At 68.8% G+C, this 20,724-nt stretch carries 20 protein-coding genes; 15 read left to right on the top strand and 5 right to left on the bottom strand.

Annotation, left to right across the window (positions count from 1 at the left end; all coding sequences use genetic code 11):
- Positions 1-56: 56 nt before the first annotated feature.
- From CFB50_RS16840 to CFB50_RS16830, 3 genes are read left to right on the top strand one after another with little or no spacing between them, the layout of a single operon-like run.
- Complete coding sequence (locus CFB50_RS16840; RefSeq protein WP_089446597.1) at positions 57-1,016, top strand: complex I NDUFA9 subunit family protein; 960 nt, start codon at positions 57-59, stop codon at positions 1,014-1,016.
- Positions 1,017-1,063: 47 nt separating this feature from the next.
- On the top strand, positions 1,064-1,711 hold the full coding sequence (locus CFB50_RS16835) for a glutathione S-transferase family protein (RefSeq protein ID WP_089446596.1): 648 nt from the start codon (positions 1,064-1,066) through the stop codon (positions 1,709-1,711).
- Positions 1,708-2,949, top strand: coding sequence for a multifunctional CCA addition/repair protein (locus tag CFB50_RS16830; RefSeq protein WP_089446595.1), 1,242 nt, complete (start codon positions 1,708-1,710; stop codon positions 2,947-2,949). The genes CFB50_RS16835 and CFB50_RS16830 overlap by 4 nt, the downstream gene beginning before the upstream one ends.
- A 39-nt stretch (positions 2,950-2,988) precedes the next feature.
- Here the strand turns inward: CFB50_RS16830 and CFB50_RS16825 are convergent, their stop codons facing one another.
- On the bottom strand, positions 2,989-3,771 hold the full coding sequence (locus CFB50_RS16825; protein ID WP_089446594.1) for a helix-turn-helix domain-containing protein: 783 nt from the start codon (positions 3,769-3,771) through the stop codon (positions 2,989-2,991).
- Positions 3,772-4,206: 435 nt separating this feature from the next.
- Here CFB50_RS16825 and CFB50_RS16820 point away from each other — a divergent pair, with 435 nt between their 5' ends.
- Positions 4,207-6,057, top strand: coding sequence for a M24 family metallopeptidase (locus CFB50_RS16820; protein WP_089446593.1), 1,851 nt, complete (start codon positions 4,207-4,209; stop codon positions 6,055-6,057).
- 19 nt (positions 6,058-6,076) lie between these two features.
- Here CFB50_RS16820 and CFB50_RS16815 read toward each other — a convergent pair whose 3' ends face one another.
- The 4 genes from CFB50_RS16815 to flgA form a co-directional block, all read right to left on the bottom strand.
- Positions 6,077-7,432, bottom strand: coding sequence for an SGNH/GDSL hydrolase family protein (locus CFB50_RS16815; protein ID WP_089446592.1), 1,356 nt, complete (start codon positions 7,430-7,432; stop codon positions 6,077-6,079).
- A 167-nt stretch (positions 7,433-7,599) separates the two neighbouring features.
- Positions 7,600-8,040: a flagella synthesis protein FlgN gene (locus CFB50_RS16810; RefSeq protein ID WP_089446591.1), complete on the bottom strand. Its 441-nt coding sequence runs from the start codon at positions 8,038-8,040 to the stop codon at positions 7,600-7,602.
- Positions 8,041-8,110: 70 nt separating this feature from the next.
- A complete protein-coding gene (gene flgM, locus CFB50_RS16805) occupies positions 8,111-8,440 on the bottom strand; it encodes a flagellar biosynthesis anti-sigma factor FlgM (protein WP_069249075.1) in 330 nt (109 codons plus the stop codon).
- 118 nt (positions 8,441-8,558) lie between these two features.
- Entirely contained in the window at positions 8,559-9,830 is a 1,272-nt protein-coding gene (gene flgA, locus CFB50_RS16800; protein ID WP_089446590.1) for a flagellar basal body P-ring formation chaperone FlgA, read from the bottom strand.
- Positions 9,831-10,034: 204 nt separating this feature from the next.
- On the opposite strand from flgA, the gene flgB reads away from it, so the two are divergent.
- The 11 genes from flgB (at position 10,035) to flgK (ending at position 20,710) form a co-directional block, all read left to right on the top strand.
- The gene (flgB, locus tag CFB50_RS16795; RefSeq protein ID WP_069249073.1) at positions 10,035-10,523 is read left to right on the top strand and encodes a flagellar basal body rod protein FlgB; all 489 of its coding nucleotides are present in this window, start codon (positions 10,035-10,037) and stop codon (positions 10,521-10,523) included.
- Positions 10,524-10,563: 40 nt separating this feature from the next.
- Entirely contained in the window at positions 10,564-10,989 is a 426-nt protein-coding gene (gene flgC, locus CFB50_RS16790) for a flagellar basal body rod protein FlgC (RefSeq protein ID WP_011353470.1), read from the top strand.
- Positions 10,990-11,042: 53 nt separating this feature from the next.
- Positions 11,043-11,789 (top strand): flagellar hook assembly protein FlgD, encoded by a 747-nt coding sequence (locus CFB50_RS16785; RefSeq protein ID WP_089446589.1) that lies wholly within the window; start codon positions 11,043-11,045, stop codon positions 11,787-11,789.
- 33 nt (positions 11,790-11,822) lie between these two features.
- On the top strand, positions 11,823-13,064 hold the full coding sequence (gene flgE, locus CFB50_RS16780; RefSeq protein WP_089446588.1) for a flagellar hook protein FlgE: 1,242 nt from the start codon (positions 11,823-11,825) through the stop codon (positions 13,062-13,064).
- 19 nt (positions 13,065-13,083) lie between these two features.
- Positions 13,084-13,842: a flagellar basal-body rod protein FlgF gene (gene flgF, locus CFB50_RS16775; RefSeq protein WP_089446587.1), complete on the top strand. Its 759-nt coding sequence runs from the start codon at positions 13,084-13,086 to the stop codon at positions 13,840-13,842.
- A 34-nt stretch (positions 13,843-13,876) separates the two neighbouring features.
- Complete coding sequence (gene flgG, locus CFB50_RS16770; protein ID WP_089426514.1) at positions 13,877-14,665, top strand: flagellar basal-body rod protein FlgG; 789 nt, start codon at positions 13,877-13,879, stop codon at positions 14,663-14,665.
- 20 nt (positions 14,666-14,685) lie between these two features.
- On the top strand, positions 14,686-15,378 hold the full coding sequence (gene flgH / locus CFB50_RS16765) for a flagellar basal body L-ring protein FlgH (protein WP_089446586.1): 693 nt from the start codon (positions 14,686-14,688) through the stop codon (positions 15,376-15,378).
- A 5-nt stretch (positions 15,379-15,383) separates the two neighbouring features.
- Positions 15,384-16,568, top strand: a complete 1,185-nt coding sequence (locus CFB50_RS16760; RefSeq protein WP_089446713.1) for a flagellar basal body P-ring protein FlgI — start codon at positions 15,384-15,386, stop codon at positions 16,566-16,568.
- A complete protein-coding gene (gene flgJ / locus CFB50_RS16755) occupies positions 16,569-17,552 on the top strand; it encodes a flagellar assembly peptidoglycan hydrolase FlgJ (protein ID WP_069249067.1) in 984 nt (327 codons plus the stop codon).
- A 219-nt stretch (positions 17,553-17,771) separates the two neighbouring features.
- Positions 17,772-18,527 (top strand): flagellar brake protein, encoded by a 756-nt coding sequence (locus tag CFB50_RS16750; protein ID WP_069249066.1) that lies wholly within the window; start codon positions 17,772-17,774, stop codon positions 18,525-18,527.
- 197 nt (positions 18,528-18,724) lie between these two features.
- Entirely contained in the window at positions 18,725-20,710 is a 1,986-nt protein-coding gene (gene flgK, locus CFB50_RS16745; protein ID WP_089446585.1) for a flagellar hook-associated protein FlgK, read from the top strand.
- The last annotated feature ends 14 nt before the right edge of the window (positions 20,711-20,724 follow it).

Here is a 20,724-nt window from a genome sequence, read left to right as displayed (position 1 = left end):
ACGCAATCTTCATACTGCCGCGCGAGACGCGGCAGTGTTCTTTTGAGGCTCACGACATGGATAGCCAGACCGTTGCGCTGCTGGGCGGCACCGGCTTCATCGGCAGCCGGCTCGTCAATGCGCTGATCGAATCCGGCAAGCAGGTACGGATCGGCACACGCCGGCGCGACCACGCGCGCCACCTGCAGATGCTGCCGGTCGAAATCGTCGAGCTCGAAGCGCTCGACACGCGCACGCTCGCGCGCTTCGTCGCCGGTGCGCACGCGGCGATCAACCTCGTCGGCGTGCTGCACGGCGGCCGCGGCACGCCGTACGGGCCCGGTTTCGAGCGCGCGCACGTCACGCTGCCGGCCGCGCTCGCGACCGCGTGCACCGAAGTGGGCGTGCAGCGCGTGCTGCACATGAGCGCGCTCGGCGCCGATTCGCACGGCGCGAGCATGTACCAGCGCTCGAAGGGCGACGGCGAGGCCGCGCTGCATGCGATCGCGGCGACCGATTCGCTCGCGCTGACGATCTTCCGCCCGTCGGTCGTATTCGGCCCCGGCGATGCGTTCCTCAACACGTTCGCGAACCTGCAGCGCTCGGTGCCCGTGCTGCCGCTCGCGATGCCCGACGCACGCTTCCAGCCGGTGTTCGTCGGCGATGTCGTGCGCGCGTTCGTCAACACGCTCGATCTCGCGGGTGCATACGGCAAGACCTACGAACTCGGCGGCCCGACCGTCTATACGCTCGAGCAGCTGGTGCGCTATTGCGGCACGCTGGTCGGCCGGCAGGCCCGCATCGTGCGGCTGCCCGACGCGCTCGCGCGGCTGCAGGCGAGCGTGTTCGAATGCCTGCCCGGCGAGCCCGTGCTGACGCGCGACAATCTCGCGACGATGTCGGTGCCAAACGTGCTGTCGGGGCCGCTCGCGCCGGAGCTCGGGATCTCGCCCGCGAGTCTCGAAAGCATCGCGCCCGCGTATCTCGGCCATGCCGCGCAGCGCTCCCGGTTCGACTGGTTCCGCTCGCGCCGCTAGGCCGGCAGCGTCATCCTTTCCACCTTCGCGTTTTCCGGAACACCGTCATGAAACTCGTCATTGGAGACAAGAACTACTCGTCGTGGTCGATGCGCCCGTGGCTGCTGCTCGCGCATTTCGGCATCCCGTTCGACGAGATCGCAATCGAGCTGCGCCACGATGACACGGCCGCGCGCATCCGCGAGTATTCGCCGTCCGGCAAGGTGCCGTGCCTGATCGACGACCACGGCGTCGCGATCTGGGATTCGCTCGCGATCGCCGAGACGCTCGCCGAGCGCTATCCGCAGTTTCCGATGTGGCCGGCCGATCCGCTCGAGCGCGCGCATGCGCGCTGCGTCGCGGCTGAGATGCATTCGGGCTTCGCGGCGCTGCGCACGCAGATGGGCATGAACGTGCGCGCGTCGATGCCGGGGCGCGGTGCGACGCCGGACGCGCTCGCCGATGTCGCGCGCATCGATGCGCTGTGGAATGAGTGTCTCGAGGCGTCGGGCGGGCCGTTCCTGTTCGGCGAATTCGGCATCGCCGATGCGATGTACGCACCCGTCGTGATGCGCTTCAACACGTATGCGCCGGGCCTGTCGCCGGAAGCGGCCGGCTATGCGGCCCGCGTGACGGCGCTGCCGGCCGTCCAGCGCTGGATCGACGCCGCGCGCCGCGAAACGAACGTGATCGCCGAATACGAGCCTCAGCCATGAACATCTACGCAGTAGGCGGCGCCATCCGCGACGAACTGCTCGGCGTGCCCGTGCAGGACCGTGACTACGTGGTGGTGGGCGCGACCCCCGAGCAGATGGCCGCGCAGGGTTTCCGGCCGGTCGGCAAGGATTTCCCGGTATTCCTGCATCCGAGCACGCAAGAGGAGTACGCGCTCGCGCGCACCGAGCGCAAGACGGCGGCCGGCTATCACGGCTTCCAGTTCCATTATGCGCCGGACGTGACGCTCGACGAGGATCTCGCGCGGCGTGACCTGACGATCAACGCGATGGCGCGCGAGGTGAGCCCGGAGGGCGACCTGGTCGGGCCGGTGATCGATCCGTTCGACGGGCAGGCCGACCTGCGCGCGCGCGTGTTCCGGCACGTGAGCGACGCGTTCGTCGAGGATCCGGTGCGGATCCTGCGCATCGCGCGCTTCGCCGCGCGGTTCGCGGATTTCACGGTCGCGGACGAAACGCTCGCGCTGATGCGGCGGATGGTCGATGCGGGCGAGGTCGACGCGCTCGTGCCCGAACGCGTGTGGCAGGAAATCGCGCGCGGGCTGATGGAAGCGAAGCCGTCGCGGATGTTCGCGGTGTTGCGCGAGTGCGGCGCGCTCGCGCGCATCCTGCCGGAAGTCGATGCGTTGTGGGGCGTGCCGCAGCGTGCCGACTACCACCCGGAAGTCGACACGGGCGTGCACGTGATGATGGTGGTCGACTATGCGGCGAAGCAGGGGTATTCGCTGCCGGTGCGCTTCGCGGCGCTCACGCACGATCTTGGCAAGGCGACGACACCGGCCGACGTGCTGCCGCGTCACGTCGGCCACGAGGGGCGCAGCGTCGACCTGCTCAAGCCGTTGTGCGAGCGGCTGCGCGTGCCGAACGAATGCCGCGATCTCGCGCTGGTCGTCGCGCGCGAGCACGGCAACCTGCATCGCGTGATGGAGATGGGCGCTGCCGCGCTGGTACGGCTGTTCGAGCGCAGCGACGCGCTGCGCAAGCCGGCGCGTTTCGCCGAGATGCTGCAGGCGTGCGAATCGGATGCGCGCGGGCGGCTCGGGCTCGACGCGCAGCCGTATCCGCAGGCCGAGCGGCTGCGCGTCGCGCTCGCGGCCGCGCGCAGCGTCGATGCCGGCGCAATCGCGCGCGGCATCGGCAACGACACGGAGAAGATCAAGGACGCCGTGCATCGCGCACGGATCGAGGCCGTCGCGCAGGCGCTCGAGATCGGCGAATAGGGCCGACGGGAAGGGCGTGCGTCGCCCTCCCGGCAATCGTTACGACTTCTTCTTGCGCGCCGGCTTCGCGGCCGCCGGGCGTTTGGCGGCAGATGTGCGCGACTTGGCCGCGGCTTTCTTTTCCTTTCCTGCCGCGCCGGCGTCGCGATCGCGCTCCGCCCGCTTGGGCGACGGCCCGCGGCGGCTCACGCGCGGCTCGCCCGGCGTCGCACGCGCGGCGGGGCCCGGTTTCCCGACGTCCATCGTCGCCGACACGAAGGCGCCACGGTCGTCGAACAGCGGCAGCGTGCCGACCGTGATCACCTCGGCCGGCCCGTCGCCCACGTTGGCGACCCGATGCCGCTTGCGCGCGTCGAAGTGCAGCGAGTCGCCGGGCGACAGCGGGTAATCCTTCTTGCCGACCGTGTAGCAGATCCGGCCGGCCAGCACGTATACGAATTCGTCGCCGCCGTGCGCGACCCATTCCGAGCGGTAGCCTTCCATCATCTGCACCTTGAGCGCGTTGATCTGGCTGCCGTCGAACGTGGTGGAGAGGCGTTCGTACCACTGCGACCTGGCGTCGAGCGCGTACGGCTTGCGGCGGCCCTCGTACGAATCGGGCTGGGTCTGGCGCGGCTGGTCGATCAGCGCGCCGAGCGGCACGCCGAGTGCCTTCGCGACGTTGACGAGCGACGACAGCGAGATGCCCGTGAGGTGGCGCTCGACCTGGGACAGGAACCCGACCGACAGTTTCGCTTCGGTCGCGACTTCCAGCAGCGTCTTCTTCGCGTCCCGGCGCAGGCGGCGAATGCGCTGGCCGATACGCATGATGTCTGAATCCATGAATCTCTTTCGTGACAACGAGTCGGGAGGCGAGCGGACGGGCGGTGCAGTCGCCGGACGGTGATTTCCGCGCACCGCACGAAGCACGGCCGTCGGGACGGCGATGCCGGCGAATTGTACCGCGCAGCGTTGCCGGACGAATGCTCGTTGTGCCGGGCTGCGCAGGCGCCGTGCCGATTTTAGCCCTACGAAAATTTTAGCTTGACCTCAATTTCGGTGTGCTCTAGATTCTGTCGCGCGTATCAAAAAAAGTTAAGTGGGACGAAAATTTTTTCAAGGACTGCTGCCGGAACGGCACGGCGGTCCGGCGCCGTGCCGCGCCGGACCGGGCCGAACGTCCACCTGCAGCGGCGCCGTGCCGCATCAGGCCTGCCTCGGGCCTGCACCCCGCCGCGTCACCGCCGGCCGCCGACAACAATGCATAACGGGCTTCCGATGATCGATCGACTGAAATACAGCTTCTCCGGCCTTCCCCCGTACGACGCATCCGTCGTCGACACGCAGGCGGGCCTGTCGCGCCTGCTCGATGCCGCGCGGCTCGACGCGGTGCTGGTCACGTCGCAGGACGAATACGTGACCGAGTACCTGCCGCTCGCCAACAATCCGCGCTATGCGGTGTCGGGTTTCGACGGCTCGGCCGGCTGCGGGATCTTCCTGAGCACGGCGACCGCGCAGGCGCTCGATCTGCCCCCGTTCGTGCTGTTCGTCGACGGCCGCTATCACCTGCAGGCCGAGCAGCAGTGCGATCCGGCGCGCGTGCGCATCGAGAAGCTCGGGATGGACGTGACGATCTGGCAGGCGATGGCCGACTGGCTGGTCGCGCACGGCAGCCGGCTCGCACGGGTCGGCTACGACGCGCGGCGGATCAGCGTCGCGCAGCGCGATCGTCTGTTCGAACGGACGCAGGCCGCGTCGCTCGACTGGACGAGCCTCGTCGACCGGGAGATCGATCGCGCGATCGCGCTGCCGGGCTGGGTCGTCGAGCGGCCGATCTTCGAAGTGCCGGAATCGGCGACCGGCTTGAGCGTCGCGCAGAACCTCGACACGCTGAACCGTCAGCTCGCCGCGCATACCGGCGCGCCGGACGGCAAGACCGCGTTCTTCACCTGCGCGTCGGATGACCTCGCGTACCTGCTGAACAGCCGCGGCTATCACATCCCGAATGCGTCGTCGCACCTCGGCTTCCTGTTCGCGGTCGGCGGCCAGGTGGCGTTGTTCCTGCCGGAAGGCTGCGACCGCTGCGAGGTCACGCTCGCGTCGTATCCGGCGCTGCACGTGATCCGGCGCGATGTCGCGGCGCTCGAGCGCTTTCTCGCGCAGTTCGACGTCGAGCACGTGTGCTACGGCTTCGAATCGGTGAACTGCGCGCTCGTCGACGCGGTGAAGCGGGTGTGGCCGCACGCGCGGCAGGCCGACTTCAACCCGGTCGAGGCGATGCGGGCCGGCAAGACGCCGGCGGTGCTCGACCGGTTCCGCGACGCGTTCGCGCGCAGCTCCGCGGCGATCGCCGAGACGATGCGCTGGGCGAAGGCCGGCGAGCCGGGCACGCGCCACACCGAATACGACCTGGCGCGCACGATCAACGACGCGTACGGCGCACGCTCGGCGGTGGCGCTGACGTTTCCGTCGATCGCGGCGAACGGCGCGAACAGCGCGTTCGCGCATTACACGGCGGCGAGCGCCGACGTCGAGCTGACGGAAGGCGAACTCGTGCTGCTCGACAGCGGCGCGTACTACGAAGCCGGCTTCGCGACGGACTGCACCCGCGTGGTGCTGCGCCGGACCCGGCCGGAAACGGTCGCGCAGCCGTGGCAGCGCGAGATCTACACGGTCGCGCTGAAGGCCTGCATCAAGGGGCTCGTCACGCGCTTCCCGAGCGACGCAAAGGGCGGCGACGTCGATGCGCTCGTGCGGCAGGTGTGCCGCGACCACGGCTACGATTTCGGTCACGGCACCGGGCACGGCGTCGGGATTCACGTGCACGAGGGCGGCGTGCGGTTCGCGCCGGGCGCGCAGTACGGGCTCGTGCCGAATGCGGTGATTTCGGTCGAGCCGGGCATCTACGTGCCGGGCAAGGGCGGCGTGCGGATCGAGAACATCGTGATCATCCACCGGGACGACGCGCAGCCGGACACCGTCACGTTCGAGAACATCGTGACGGTCGGCTACGACTGGGACCTGATCGATCTCGACCTGCTGGACGACGGCGAGCGCGCGTACCTGCGCGACTACGAGCGGCTGTGCGTGGAGCGCGGCACGCAGGTCACCGCGTGTCCGCTGCTGTAGGCACCGCCGCCCGTGCCGCTCAGTTCAGCAGGCGTGCGCGCACGAACGGCGCGATCCGCTCGGCGAGCCATGCGTGCGTGCGCGTGGTCGGGTGCAGCGTGTCCCAGAACACGAAGCGCGCCGGATCGCGGCAGTCCGTACGCGGCGTCTGCGCGGCCATGTAGGTGAGCGACGACGGTTTCGGGATGTCGAGACAGGAACGCTTCGCGTCGTCGAAGCCGTACTGGGCCGGGTGGCTCAGCAGGTCGTCGAACAGCGCGTACGCATCGAATACCTCGAGCCGCAGCGTCGCGCCGTAGCGGGCGCGCAGCGCGGCGGCCGCGTCCGCGAGGCGCTGGTTGTAGTCCTTCACCTGCGCGGCGACGCTCGCGGTGTCGGTGCGGGTCGCGAACACCGGCGCGCGCGACACGTCCGGCAGCGTGACGAGCATGATCCGCGTCGCGCCGGCCGCGGCGAGCCGCTCGAGGCTGTCGCGCACCGCATTCGCCGCCTGCTCGGGCGAGCGCCCGTAGTTCACCAGATCGTTGCCGCTCGCGAACACCGCGAACAGCGTGTTGGCGGGCCGGTAGTCCGGCGCGCGATCCATGTATTCGCGCCACGAGTCGATCTGCTGCACGAGGCCCGGCACGACGAGGTACTGGTCGGTCGCCGCGCCGCCGATCGCCCAGTTGTAGAACGGCAGCCGCAGCGCGTGCGCGAGATATTCGGCCCACACCGGGCCGTTGCTGAAGCGGCCCGCCTGCCAGCTCGTGCCGTTCGGCAGCTTCCACTGGCTTGCATTGAACATGTTCTGCGTGTCGGACAGGCTGTCGCCGAACACGATCAGCTTGTTGACGCGCGCGTCCTGCTGCGCGGCGTCGATGGTCCACACCGTGTAGTTGAACGACAGCGCGTTGTTCGCCGCGACCGCCTGCACGAGGTCGGTCCTGATGCCTTTCGCGGCCAGCGTCTTGCGGCATACGTCGGCGAGCGTGTCCTGCGTCGTCGTGCTGTAGAACATGTTCTTCCACTGCGTGATGCCGTCCGCCCACCAGTAGCCGGACACGCGATACCAGTCGCCGCCGGCGGGGTTGAGTGCCCATTCGTACGTCGCGGCCGGCTTCAGCGGGTCCGCGTCGATCCGGTACCAGCAGCGCAGGTACGTGTAGGTGTCGGACCCGCGGCGGGACGCGCGCGGCGTGGCGCCCGGCGGGCTCGATGCGGCCGGCGGCGCGATGTCGGGGCCGGCTGGAGACAGCGCCATGTCGCCCGTCGGCGTGGGCAGCGGCGCGGGGCCGGCGGCCTGCGCGGCGGGGAGCGTCAGGGCGGCGCCCAGCGTGGCGACAGCGGACACGGCAGCGACGCGGGATGAAAACGGAATGCGGAAATATGGCATGCGGCCCTCTTCTGATTGTTGTGACGGGACGGCGCGCGGCTGCGCGACCGTGTATCGGAAGGGACCGTGGGTGCCGGGCTCGGGCCCGGTCTGTCGAAACGTGACGTGCCGCGAACGGCGGGGGGGAGTACGGTGGCGGCGCTGCCGCCGGTCGGTCAGTCAGTGCTTCAGCGCGTGAGGGCCGACACGCGCCCGTCGGGGCCGTAGACGCCGGCCGGCGCGGGCGCCGAGCGCAGTACCGCGAGCGCGCGCTCGTTGTAGTCCATCCGGATCCGGATCAGCATCCCGTTGTTCGCATTGGCCTGGCGCGCGCGTTCGGCGGCCTGTTGCAGCAACTGCCAGCGGCCGGCGAGGCGGGCATCGCGCTCGGCGGCCTGGTCCATCCCCTTCTTGCCGGCCGGAAAGCCGAGTGCGGAAAGCTGCGTATCGCGCGTGCGTTCGAGCTGCGCGAGCCGGTCGATCAGCTCGCTTTTCTTCTCGACGATCCCGGGCAGCATCTCGAGCGGCTGCGCCGTCGTCAGCGCCTTTTCCTCGTACGCGAGCAGGGACGCGAACGCCTCGACCGTCGCGTGTTCGTCGTTGACCGTGGCCAGCAGCTCTTCTCTCATCGCGTCATGCTCGTCGCGCCGGCGCGGGTAGCGCCGGCAAACCCGGGGGGCCGGCCTCGCGAGGCCGGCTTCAGTTGCCCGGGCGCTGCTGCTGCAGCAGCTCTCGGGCGGTATTCAATACGCCGTCGGCGATCTTGTTCGCGTCGATCGTCAGCGTGCCGTTGTTCAGCGCGTCCTTGATCGACTGGACCAGGCCCGTGTCGATATCGCCGTTGCCGGACGCGGATACCGAGCGCAACCGGCCGGACAGACCCGACAGGTTCACGCTCATGTCACCGCCGGTCGACCCCGCATCGGCCGCCTGCGCGGACGAAGACGAGGCCGTGCCGGATTGCGCACGGGTCGCGCCGTTGCCGGTCGGCGCCAGGGGGCTCGGGTTCGGAGTGGAATCGATCTTCACGATGGGTTTCCTGTTCGGTTTGACCCAGATAACGGCCGGGTCGGCCCGAACTTTAGCATCGCGAGCCCGAAATGGCCCGAATAAACAATTCTTTACATTCTTGCCGCGAGATCCGTCCCTATAGCGGAATTTCCACGGTGCCGGCGTCCTTGACGATCGCCGTGACGATCTGGCCCGCCGCCATCCGCACCCGTACCGACTGGCCGGGCGCCGCGTTCGCCAGCGCGCTGCCCTCGGCCGAAATCGTGAATCCGGGCCCGGCCGCGACGACCCGCACTGTCTGGCCGGCCGACACCGACGCCGCGCTCTTCAGCAGGTCCTGCCGCAGCGGCAGCCCGGCCGAGATGCGCGCGAGCGCGGTCGCGCCGATCGCCTGCGCCGGATCGGTGATCACCGCGAGCGGCAGCACCGTCAGGTCGCCGTCGCGGGCGACCAGGTCGGCCGCGGAAAGCGGCTCGCCGGGCGCGATCTGGCGCGCGGCGACGTAGTAGGTGGCCTGCACGGTGACTTTCGCCTGCAGGTAGACGGTCCACGGCCGCTCGCCCGCGCAGCGCACGCCGACCGTCGTGCGGCCCCACAGGCGCGCGCCGGTCGGCATGAACGGTTCGAGCGTCGTGCACGCGGCGAGCCCGCGCGGAAACGCGGTCGTGACCGTCGTGGTGGTCTTGCCGGGCAGGCCCGCGACCTGCTGCTGCAGGAACGCGAGGGCCGTGCGGCGGATCGACTCGGGATCCTGCTGGCCGGGCGGCGTCGCGGGCTGGGTCGCGTTGGCGGCATTGGCCGCCGGGGCCGGGTTCGCGGAAACCGGGACGGCGCGCGGCGCGGGTGCGGCGCGGGCCGCCGCCAGGCGTGCGGCCATGGCCGGCTGCGGGGCCGGCCGTACGGGATTCGATGCGGGTTCGGCCGTGCCGGCGACGACCGTCGCGATCGCGTTCGGATCGGCGGCGCGTGGCGCGCCATATCCGGTTTCGGCGTTCATGCGGGCGGCTGCATAAACAGCGCGCGGCGCCGGGGCTGGCGCAGGCGCAGGCGCCGGGACGGTCGTCACGACCATCGTGCCAGCCGGTTGCGCCGCGTAGCCGGTGCCGGACGCGCCGGCGGCGGCAGCCGCACCCGCACCCGCGCCGCTCGCGGCACGACCCGTGTCCGGCGCCAGGCCCGAAGCCGGCGCCATCGCCGCATTCCCGCCGAACTGCCCGCCGCTCGCCGCATTGGCGTGCGCGAGCGCGGTTTCGGCCGTCTCGCCGCGCCCCGGAATCACGATCATCGCGTCGTCCGCGTGCGCGGCCGGGGCGGCGATCCACAGCGCCGACAGCGCCGCGGCGAGCGCAAACGCACGCCGGACGTGCGTGAGCCGCCCGTTCCTTCCGCGAAGTGCGCTGCCAGTCATCGCCGTATCCCCGATCCGTTGCTCCGCTTCGCATTCTAGGGAGCGGGGCGGTCGCGCAAACGATGAATAGAGGGGGCCTTTGCCGCGTTATTCGCCCGATTGCCGGTTGCGTCCGACGCCTACCATCGCTGTCATGGAAAAAAGCCTCTCGCGTCGCCATCCGGCGTGAGGGGCGTGCAGCGCTTCATACGGAGAGACGCACACATGCTGGACAAACTCGATGCGGAATTCGCGTTCGGCCGACAGGCGCTGGACGTGCGCGCCTACCGGCAGGAACTGCTGTCGTCGAACATCGCGAACTCCGACACGCCCGGCTACCAGGCCCGCGACGTCGATTTCGCGTCGACGCTCGCGCGCTCGCTGAAGCAGGCAGGCGGCGGCCTCGCGCCGAGCAACGCGGCGCAACTGCCGATGGCACAGCCGGCCGGCGTGACGAACGGGATGTCGATGGTGTCGACGGCGGCGGGCCACATGGCCGGCACCGCGAAGCTGATCCCGACGGGCGGCCCGTCGGACGACTACGGCCGTGCGCAATACCGGATGCCGCTGCAGCCGTCGCTCGACGGCAACACGGTCGATCTCGACGTCGAGCGCGTGCAGTTCGCGAACAACGCGCTGCACTACCAGACCGGGATGACCGTGATGACCCAGCAGATCAAGGCGATGATCGCCGCGATCACGTCGAACCAGTAACGGCGCGTACCGCCTCCGAATCCGAGCAAAAGGAGCTTCCATGCCCTCGTTGATGAACATCTTCGGCGTCGCCGGCTCGGCGCTGTCCGCGCAGTCGCAGCGCCTGAACGTCACCGCGTCGAACCTTGCGAACGCCGACAGCGCGACCGGCCCCGACGGCAAGCCGTACAAGGCCAAGCAGGTCGTGTTCGCGACCGACCCGATCGGCGGCGCGCGCACCGCGTCCGGCCAGGGCGTGGGCGGCGTGCGCGTGACGAAGGTGATGGACGACCCGTCGCCGATGAAGTCGACCTACGACCCGTCGAACCCGGCCGCCGATTCGAACGGCTACGTGCAGATGCCGAACGTCGATCCGGTGCAGGAGATGGTGAACATGATCTCGGCATCGCGCTCGTACCAGGCCAACGTCGAGACGCTGAACACCGCGAAGACGCTGATGCTCAAGACGCTGACGATCGGCTCGTAAGCCGCGCCGACCGACCTTACAGACCCGACAGTTCCGACAGAAGGCCACCCAGGATGACTTCCTCCAGCACGACGATCGGCAGCAACGGCACCAACGTGTCGAACCTGCCGACCGACACGATGAACACCAACAAAGTGTCGTCGACCAACGGCACGTCGGCGAGCGACCTGCAGGCGACGTTCCTGAAGCTGCTCGTCACGCAGTTGCAGAACCAGGATCCGACCAGCCCGGTCGACAGCTCGCAGATGACGTCGCAGCTCGCGCAGATCAACACGGTGAGCGGCATCGCGCAGCTGAACACGTCGCTCACGTCGCTGTCTTCGCAGCTCACGGCCGGCCAGCAGACGCAGGCCGCGCTGCTGATCGGCACGAACGTGCTCGCGCCGGGCAATGCGGTCGCGGTGAAGAGCGGCGCGGCGTCGCCGTTCGGCGTGTCGCTCGCGAGTTCGGTGTCGAACCTGACGATCACCGTGAAGAACGCGGCGGGCACCGTGGTGAACACGATCAACGCGGGCGCGCAGTCGGCCGGCACCGTGCCGTTCAACTGGACGCCGACCGACGCGGCGGGCAACGCACTGCCGGACGGCAAGTACACCGTCAGCGCGTCGTACACCGACAGCAACGGCACGCCGCAGCCGGCCACGACGCTCGCGGCGTCGACCGTGCAGAGCGTGATCAAGCAGGCGGACGGCACGGCGGGGCTCGTGCTGTCGAACGGCACGACCGTGGGGCTGACCCAGGTCGCCTCGATTTTCCCGAACACCGCGTCGTCGTCCGGCAGCGGCACCACCTCCAACTGATACTGATCGAGCAATCTCGAAACGGAGACCGAAATGGGTTATCAACAGGGTCTGAGCGGCCTCGCGGGTGCATCGAACGCGCTCGACGTGATCGGCAACAACATCGCGAACGCGAACACGGTCGGCTTCAAGTCGAGCACCGCGCAGTTCGCCGACATGTACGCGAACTCGGTCGCGACGTCGACCAACACGCAGATCGGTATCGGCACGTCGCTGAACGCGGTGCAGCAGAACTTCGGCCAGGGCACGATCAACACGACGAGCTCGTCGCTCGACGTCGCGATCAACGGCAACGGCTTCTTCCAGATGTCGAACAACGGCGTGACGACGTACTCGCGCGACGGCACGTTCCAGCGCGACAAGAACGGCTTCATCGTCGACTCGCAGGGCCGCAACCTGATGGGCTACGCAGCCAACGGCGGCGGCGTGATCAACACCGCGCAGACCGTGCCGCTGCAGGCGCCGACGAGCAACATCGCGCCGACCGCGACGACCAAGATCTCCGCGCAGTTCAACCTGAACTCGCAGGACACGGTGCCGACCAAGACGCCGTTCAGCGCGTCCGACAACACGACCTACAACTACTCGACGTCGATCCAGGTGTACGACTCGCTTGGCGGTTCGCAGGCGGTCAACATGTACTTCGTGAAGTCGGCGGCCGGCACGTGGGAAGCATACGCGGGCGTGCAGGGCGGCGCCACGACGGATCTCGGCACGGTCACGTTCGACTCGTCGGGTGCGATCAAGAGCACGACCACGGGCACGCCGCCCGCGCCGACCACGTCGGTCGGCCAGTTCCAGTTCACGGTGCCGAACACCGACGGCTCGGCGACGCCGCAGAGCCTCACGCTCGACCTGACCGGCACGACGCAGTACGGCGGCAAGGACGGCGTGAACAACCTCGCGCAGGACGGCTACGCGAGCGGCACGCTGACGACCTACACGATCGGCGCCGACGGCAAGCTGACCGGCAACTACTCGAACGGCCAGACCGCCGTGCTCGGCCAGATCGCGCTCGCGAACTTCAACAACCCGAACGGGCTGGTGAACCTCGGCGGCAACCAGTACGCGGAAAGCTCCGCGTCGGGCGTGCCGCAGATCTCGGCGCCGGGCAGCACGAACCACGGCAAGCTGCAGGGCAGCGCGCTGGAAAACTCGAACGTCGACCTCACGTCGCAGCTCGTCAACCTGATCACCGCGCAGCGCAACTACCAGGCGAACGCGCAGACGATCAAGACGCAGCAGACCGTCGACCAGACGCTCATCAACCTGTAAGCGCGGATAACGGGCAGCCATGGACCGACTGATCTACACGGCGATGACGGGTGCGTCGCAGTCGCTCGACCAGCAGGCGATCGTCGCGAACAACCTCGCGAACGCGTCGACGACGGGCTTTCGCGCGCAGCTCGCGACGTATCGCGCGGTGCCGATGAATTTCGGCGACGGCAGCAACATCGACCCGACGACGACGCGCACCTACGTGCTCGCGTCGACGCCCGGCGCCGACTACGCGCCGGGTCCGATCACGCGCACCGGCAACCCGCTCGACGTCGCCGTGCAAGGCGCGGGCTGGCTGGCGGTGCAGGCGGCCGACGGCAGCGAGGCGTACACGCGCGCCGGCAACCTGCACGTCGACGAGAACGGCCAGCTCGTCAACGCGAGCAACCTGCCGGTGGTCGGCAACGGCGGCCCGATCTCGGTGCCGCCGAACGCGGAAGTGACGATCGGCAAGGACGGCACGATTTCCGCGCTGATGCCGGGCGACCCGCCGACGGCGGTCGCGATCGTCGACCAGATGAAGCTCGTGAACCCCGATCCGGCCACGCTCACGCGCGGCAACGACGGGCTGTTCCGTACCGCCGACGGCAATCCGGCCGACGCCGACCCGAACGTGGTCGTCACGCCGAATTCGCTCGAAGGCAGCAACGTCAACCCGGTGACCGCGATGGTCGCGATGATCGACAACGCGCGCGCGTTCCAGCTGCAGTCGAAGCTGATCCAGACGGCCGACCAGAACGAGCAGACGGCGAACCAGCTGCTCAATTTCAGCTGAGCGCCCGCGCCACCCTACGCAGGAGACCTGATAAATGAATCGTTCGCTCTACATCGCCGCGACCGGCATGAATGCGCAGCAAGCGCAGATGGACGTGATTTCGAACAACCTCGCGAACACCAGCACGAACGGCTTCAAGGCGTCGCGCGCGGTGTTCGAGGATCTGCTGTACCAGACCATCCGCCAGCCGGGCGCGAACTCGACGCAGCAGACGGAACTGCCGTCGGGCCTGCAGCTCGGCACCGGCGTGCAGCAGGTCGCGACCGAGCGCCGGTATACGCAGGGCGGCCTCACGCAGACCGGCAACGCGAAGGACGTCGCGATCAACGGCGCCGGCTTCTTCCAGGTGGTGATGCCGGACGGCACGAACGCCTACACGCGCGACGGCGCGTTCCAGACCAACGCGCAGGGCCAGCTCGTCACGTCGAGCGGCTACCAGGTCCTGCCGGCGATCACGATCCCGCAGAACGCGACGTCGCTGACCATCGGCAAGGACGGTGTCGTGACGGTCACGCAGGCGGGCTCGACCAATTCGGTGCAGATCGGCTCGCTGCAGGTCGCGACCTTCATCAACCCGGCCGGCCTCGAAGCGCGCGGCGAGAACCTGTTCTCCGAGACGACGTCGTCGGGCGCGCCGAACGTGTCGCAGCCGGGCCTGAACGGCGCGGGCACGCTCAACCAGAACTACGTCGAAGCGTCGAACGTGAACGTCGTGCAGGAGCTCGTCAACATGATCCAGACGCAGCGTGCCTACGAGATCAACAGCAAGGCCGTGACGACGTCCGACCAGATGCTGCAGACCGTCACGCAGATGAAGAGCTAACCGGAACACCCGTCGTCGCCATGAAGCAGGTTCGCCTCCTCCCGTCAGCCACCGTCCGCGCCGCATGCGCGGTCGCGGTGGCGGCGTTCGCCGCCGGTTGCGCGCAGATTCCACGCGATCCGATCATCCAGCAGCCGATGACGGCGCAGCCGCCGACGCCGATGTCGATGCAGGCGCCCGGCTCGATCTACAATCCCGGCTACGCGGGGCGGCCGCTCTTCGAGGATCAGCGTCCGCGCAACGTCGGCGACATCCTGACGATCATGATCGCGGAGAATATCAACGCGACCAAGTCGTCGGGTGCGAACACGAACCGGCAGGGCACCACCGACTTCAACGTGCCGACGGCCGGCTTCCTCGGCGGGCTGTTCGCGAAGGCGAACCTGTCGGCCGCCGGCAACAACAAGTTCGCGGCGACCGGCGGCGCCAGCGCGGCGAACACGTTCAACGGCACGATCACGGTGACCGTCACCAACGTGCTGCCGAACGGCAACCTCGTGGTCAGCGGCGAGAAGCAGATGCTGATCAACCAGGGCAACGAATTCGTGCGCTTCTCGGGGGTCGTGAACCCGAACACGATCTCGGGCGCGAACTCCGTCTACTCGACGCAGGTCGCCGACGCGAAGATCGAATACTCGTCGAAGGGCTACATCAACGAAGCCGAGACGATGGGCTGGCTGCAGCGCTTCTTCCTCAACATCGCGCCGTGGTGATGACGATGCAGAAGACGCTTCTCGCCCGCTTCCCGGCCCGCGCGCATGCCGCCGCGCGGCTCGCCGTCGCGTTCGCGGCCGTGGCCGTGGCGTGCGTATTCGGCGCGGCGCCCGCGCACGCGGAACGCCTGAAGGATCTCGCGCAGATCCAGGGCGTGCGCGACAACCCGCTGATCGGCTATGGCCTCGTCGTCGGCCTCGACGGCACGGGCGACCAGACGATGCAGACGCCGTTCACGACGCAGACGCTCGCGAACATGCTCGCGAACCTCGGCATCTCGATCAACAACGGGTCGGCCAACGGCGGCGCGTCGCAGCTGAGCAACATGCAGCTGAAGAACGTCGCGGCCGTGATGGTGACCGCCACGCTGCCGCCGTTCGCGCGGCCGGGCGAGGCGCTCGACGTCACCGTGTCGTCGCTCGGCAACGCGAAGAGCCTGCGCGGCGGCACGCTGCTGCTGACGCCGCTGAAAGGCGCGGACGGCCAGGTCTATGCGCTCGCGCAGGGCAACATGGCGGTCGGCGGTGCCGGCGCCAGCGCGAACGGCAGCCGCGTGCAGGTGAACCAGCTCGCGGCCGGCCGGATCGTCGGCGGCGCGATCGTCGAGCGTTCGGTGCCGAACGCGATCGCGCAGATGAACGGCGTGCTGCAGCTGCAACTGAACGACATGGACTACGGCACCGCGCAGCGGATCGTGTCCGCGGTCAACTCGAGCTTCGGCCCGGGCACCGCGACGGCGCTCGACGGGCGCACGATCCAGCTCGCCGCGCCGGCCGATTCGGCGCAGCAGGTCGCGTTCATGGCGCGGCTGCAGAACCTCGACGTCAGCCCGGACAAGGCGGCGGCGAAGGTGATCCTGAACGCGCGTACCGGCTCGATCGTGATGAACCAGATGGTCACGCTGCAGAGCTGCGCGGTCGCGCACGGCAACCTGTCGGTCGTCGTCAACACGCAGCCGGTGGTGTCGCAGCCGGGGCCGTTCTCGAACGGGCAGACGGTGGTCGCGCAGCAGTCGCAGATCCAGCTGAAGCAGGACAACGGCGCGCTGAAAATGGTGACGGCCGGCGCGAATCTCGCCGACGTCGTGAAGGCGCTGAACACGCTCGGCGCGACGCCCGCGGACCTGATGTCGATCCTGCAGGCGATGAAGGCGGCCGGCGCGCTGCGCGCCGACCTGGAGATCATCTAAATGGCAGCCAGTCTCCCGAACGCGAACGACCTCACGCAGCGCTTTGCGCTCGACGTGCAGGGTTTCGACGCCCTGCGCGAGCAGGCGAAGCAATCGCCGCGGGCCGGCGCGAAGGCGGTCGCCGGCCAGTTCGACGCGATGTTCACGCAGATGATGCTCAAGAGCATGCGCGACGCGTCGCCCGACGGCGGGCTGTTCGATTCGCATACGTCGAAGATGTACACGTCGATGCTCGACCAGCAGCTCGCGCAGCAGATGTCGACGCGCGGGATCGGCGTGGCCGACGCGCTGATGAAGCAGCTGTTGCGCAATGCGGGGCAGGGCGCGGGCAGCGAAACGGCGGCCGACGTCGGCGCGGCCGGGCTGGGCGCGGACGGCTTCGGCGCGTCCGGCAACGAAGGCGGTCTCGCCGCGATGAACGCGATGGCGAAGGCCTACGCGAACGCGGCCAACAACGGCGGGCTCGCCGGCACGCGCGGCTATTCGGCCGGCAGCGCGCTGACGCCGCCGCTGAAGGGCGCGAGCGGCGTGCAGGACGCCGACGCGTTCGTCGACCGGCTCGCGGGCCCCGCGCAGGCGGCCAGCGCGTCGACCGGCATCCCGGCGCGCTTCATCGTCGGCCAGGCCGCGCTCGAATCGGGCTGGGGCAAGCGCGAGATCCGCGCGACCGACGGCTCGACGAGCTACAACGTGTTCGGCATCAAGGCGACCAAGGGCTGGACCGGCCGCACGGTGTCGGCGCTGACCACGGAATACGTGAACGGCACGCCGCGCCGCGTGGTCGCGAAATTCCGCGCGTACGATTCGTACGAGCACGCGATGACCGATTACGCGAACCTGCTGAAGAACAATCCGCGCTACTCGGGCGTGCTGAGCGCGAGCCGCAGCGTCGAAGGCTTCGCGCACGGGATGCAGAAGGCCGGCTACGCGACCGACCCGAATTACGCGAAAAAGCTGATCTCGATCATGCAGCAGATCGGCTGACGGCCCCGTCGGCGACTGCCTGTTGCACCCCTCTGGACCGCGCCCGGCCGCCCGCCGCGCGCGGTTTCAACGTTTGCGCGAAAAAAATCCCCAATTCGATCTAAACTTTCGGTCAGCACTGCCGCTAAGTGTGAGAGACCTGCGACCGGGCCCCGTTCTGGCCCGGTTTTATTGCGCACCGGTTGCCCGGGCGCCCATGACAAGAATGACCGGCTAGCCATGAATATCGAAACGTCGACGGACCCCAGCCTGGATGCAGGCCACTCCGGGCCCGACTATGCCCGCCGCAATCCACTGGAAATCGGCGTGCAGCTGCGCAACCTCGTCAATCGCGGCGATTTCCTGACCGTCCAGTACCCGGGCGGCCAGCTCGTCACGCGCCTGCTCGAGGTGGATGTCGGCGCGCGGACGTTTACGTTCGACTGGGGTGCGCTGTCGGAGCAGAACGCCGGCATCCTCGGCGCGTCGCACTGCACGTTCGCGGCCGCGCCGGAGGGCGTGCGCGTCGAATTCTCCACGGGCACGCCGCGCGAGACGCGCTACGAGGGGCTGCCCGCGTTCGTCGCCGATTTCCCCGACGTGCTGATGTGCATCCAGCGCCGCGAATATTTCCGCGTCGATGCGCCGATCGTCGATCCGTTCCTGTGCCGCGGCAAGCTGCCGGACGGCGAAAGCTTCGTGTTCGAGGTGCATAACCTGTCGCTCGGCGGCGTGGGGCTGCGCACGGCCGACGAACGCGTCGAGGCGCTCGAGGTCGGCACGCTGCTGCCCGACGTCGAGCTCACGCTGACCGGCCACGGCAAGCTGTCGCTCGACCTGCAGCTCGTGTCGCAGCGTTCGACGCAGATGCCGAACGGGTCGCGGCGCTACCAGCTCGGCTTCCGCTACATGTCGCTGCCGGGCAGCGCCGAGAACACGCTGCAGCGGCTGATCACGCAGCTCGAGATGAAGCGCCGCTCGCTCGCGCGGGCCTGACGCGCAAGCGGCGGCCGGCCCGCCCGGGGCGGCCCGCACGACGTTTGCGGCACCCTCGGCCGCACGCCTGAACCGGCGACGCGCACGTGCGCGTCGCGCGTGCATTTTTTCCCTCAATTTTTTCGATCGGCGGCCGTTATACCGGGAGTCACGCAACCCGGCGGCCGCGACGCGCGGCCGGCTCATCAGGATCGCGCATGTCCAACACACTCATGAACCTCGGCGTCAGCGGCCTGAATGCCGCGCTCTGGGGCCTCACGACGACCAGCAACAACATCAGCAACGCGGCGACGCCCGGCTATTCGGTCCAGCGGCCCGTGTATGCGGAAGCGAGCAGCCAATACTCGGGCAGCGGTTACATGCCGCAAGGCGTGAACACCGTCACCGTGCAGCGGCAGTACAGCCAGTACCTGAGCGACCAGCTGAACACCGCGCAGACGCAGGGCGGCGCGCTGTCGACGTGGTACACGCTCGTCGCGCAGCTGAACAACTACATCGGCAGCCCGACGGCGGGGATCTCGACCGGGATCACGAGCTACTTCACCGGGCTGCAGAACGTCGCGAACAACGCGTCCGACCCGTCGGTGCGGCAGACCGCGATCAGCAACGCGCAGACGCTGGCCAACCAGCTCAACGCGGCCGGCCAGCAGTACGACGCGCTGCGCCAGAGCGTGAACACGCAGCTCACCAGCACCGTGTCGCAGATCAACACGTACACCACGCAGATCGCGCAGCTGAACCAGCAGATCGCGGCGGCGAGCAGCCAGGGGCAGCCGCCGAACCAGCTGCTGGACCAGCGCGACCTCGCGGTGTCGAACCTGTCGGGCCTGGCCGGTATCCAGGTCGTGCGCAACGACAGCGGTTACAGCGTGTTCATGTCGGGTGGCCAACCGCTCGTCGTCGCCGACAAGAGCTACCAGCTTGCGGCCGTCACGTCGCCGTCGGATCCGAGCGAACTGACCGTCGTGTCGCAGGGGATCGCCGGCGCGAAGCCGCAGGGGCCGAACCAGGCGTTGCCCGATTCGTCGCTGTCGGGCGGCACGCTCGGCGGCCTGCTCGCGTTCCGCAGCCAGACGCTCGACCCCGCACAGGCCCAGCTCGGCGCGATCGCGACCAGCTTCGCCGCGCAGGTCAACGCGCAGAACGCGCTTGGCATCGACCTGTCGGGCAACAAGGGCGGCAACCTGTTCTCGACGCCGTCGCCGACCGTGTACGCGAACCAGGGCAATACCGGCAACGCGTCGCTGTCCGTGTCGTTCGCGAACGCGTCGCAGCCGACGACGAGCGACTACACGCTGTCGTTCGACGGCGCGAACTACACGCTGACCGACCGCGCGAGCGGCGCGGTGGTCGACCAGAAGGCGGGGCCGATGCCGGTTTCGCTCGGCGGGCTGAATTTCTCGACCGCGACCAGCACGCAGATGCAGCCGGGTGACAAGTTCACCGTGCTGCCGACGCGCGGCGCGCTGAACGGCTTCGGGCTCGCCACGTCGAGCGCGTTGGCGATCGCGGCAGCATCGCCGGCCGTCACGTCGGCGGCGAGCACCAACACCGGCACGGGCAAGATCACGCTGGGCGGCGTCACCGCGGGCTACCAAGTGCCGACGACCAAGCTGACCTACGACGCGACGGCGAAGACGCTGACGGGTTTCCCGGTCGGCACCACGGTGACGATCGGCACCACGCCGCCGACGTCGGTCACGATCAAAACCCCGACGGACACTGTCCCGTACGATCCGGCGGCCGGTGCGACGATGACGATGTCGGGAACGGCCGCGGGCGCGCTCAACGGCGTGAGCGTCACGCTGTCCGGCGCACCGGCGACCGGCGACTCGTTCACGATCGGGCCGTATGCGGGCGGCACCAGCGATGGCTCCAACGCGCTCGCGCTGTCGAAGCTGGTCAACGCGAAGGCGTTCGGCAACGGCACGATGACGCTCACGGGCGCGTATGCGAGCTACGTGAACGGCATCGGCAACACGACGACCCAGCTGAAATCGTCGAGCGCCGCGCAGACAGGGCTGGTCGGCCAGATCACCCAGGCGCAGCAGTCGGTGTCGGGCGTGAACACGAACGAGGAAGCGGCCAACCTGATGCAGTACCAGCAGTTCTACCAGGCGAACGCGAAGGTGATCCAGACGGCGGCGACGCTGTTCCAGACCGTGCTCGGCCTGTTCAATTGACCGGATTCGAAGGA

It is taken from the genome of Burkholderia sp. AU33423, from assembly GCF_002223135.1.
In the GTDB taxonomy this organism is placed as follows: Bacteria; Pseudomonadota; Gammaproteobacteria; order Burkholderiales; family Burkholderiaceae; genus Burkholderia; species Burkholderia lata_D.
This window is presented reverse-complemented; position numbering and strand designations above follow the sequence as displayed.

Excerpts from the sequence above, each read along its gene's own strand:
- CFB50_RS16840 (WP_089446597.1), top strand. The coding sequence starts at position 57 with ATGGATAGCCAGACCGTTGCGCTGCTGGGCGGCACCGGCTTCATCGGC.
- CFB50_RS16835 (WP_089446596.1), top strand. The coding sequence starts at position 1,064 with ATGAAACTCGTCATTGGAGACAAGAACTACTCGTCGTGGTCGATGCGC.
- CFB50_RS16830 (WP_089446595.1), top strand. The coding sequence starts at position 1,708 with ATGAACATCTACGCAGTAGGCGGCGCCATCCGCGACGAACTGCTCGGC.
- CFB50_RS16825 (WP_089446594.1), bottom strand. The coding sequence starts at position 3,771 with ATGGATTCAGACATCATGCGTATCGGCCAGCGCATTCGCCGCCTGCGC.
- CFB50_RS16820 (WP_089446593.1), top strand. The coding sequence starts at position 4,207 with ATGATCGATCGACTGAAATACAGCTTCTCCGGCCTTCCCCCGTACGAC.
- CFB50_RS16815 (WP_089446592.1), bottom strand. The coding sequence starts at position 7,432 with ATGCCATATTTCCGCATTCCGTTTTCATCCCGCGTCGCTGCCGTGTCC.
- CFB50_RS16810 (WP_089446591.1), bottom strand. The coding sequence starts at position 8,040 with ATGAGAGAAGAGCTGCTGGCCACGGTCAACGACGAACACGCGACGGTC.
- flgA (WP_089446590.1), bottom strand. The coding sequence starts at position 9,830 with ATGACTGGCAGCGCACTTCGCGGAAGGAACGGGCGGCTCACGCACGTC.
- flgB (WP_069249073.1), top strand. The coding sequence starts at position 10,035 with ATGCTGGACAAACTCGATGCGGAATTCGCGTTCGGCCGACAGGCGCTG.
- flgC (WP_011353470.1), top strand. The coding sequence starts at position 10,564 with ATGCCCTCGTTGATGAACATCTTCGGCGTCGCCGGCTCGGCGCTGTCC.
- CFB50_RS16785 (WP_089446589.1), top strand. The coding sequence starts at position 11,043 with ATGACTTCCTCCAGCACGACGATCGGCAGCAACGGCACCAACGTGTCG.
- flgE (WP_089446588.1), top strand. The coding sequence starts at position 11,823 with ATGGGTTATCAACAGGGTCTGAGCGGCCTCGCGGGTGCATCGAACGCG.
- flgF (WP_089446587.1), top strand. The coding sequence starts at position 13,084 with ATGGACCGACTGATCTACACGGCGATGACGGGTGCGTCGCAGTCGCTC.
- flgG (WP_089426514.1), top strand. The coding sequence starts at position 13,877 with ATGAATCGTTCGCTCTACATCGCCGCGACCGGCATGAATGCGCAGCAA.
- flgH (WP_089446586.1), top strand. The coding sequence starts at position 14,686 with ATGAAGCAGGTTCGCCTCCTCCCGTCAGCCACCGTCCGCGCCGCATGC.
- CFB50_RS16760 (WP_089446713.1), top strand. The coding sequence starts at position 15,384 with ATGCAGAAGACGCTTCTCGCCCGCTTCCCGGCCCGCGCGCATGCCGCC.
- flgJ (WP_069249067.1), top strand. The coding sequence starts at position 16,569 with ATGGCAGCCAGTCTCCCGAACGCGAACGACCTCACGCAGCGCTTTGCG.
- CFB50_RS16750 (WP_069249066.1), top strand. The coding sequence starts at position 17,772 with ATGAATATCGAAACGTCGACGGACCCCAGCCTGGATGCAGGCCACTCC.
- flgK (WP_089446585.1), top strand. The coding sequence starts at position 18,725 with ATGTCCAACACACTCATGAACCTCGGCGTCAGCGGCCTGAATGCCGCG.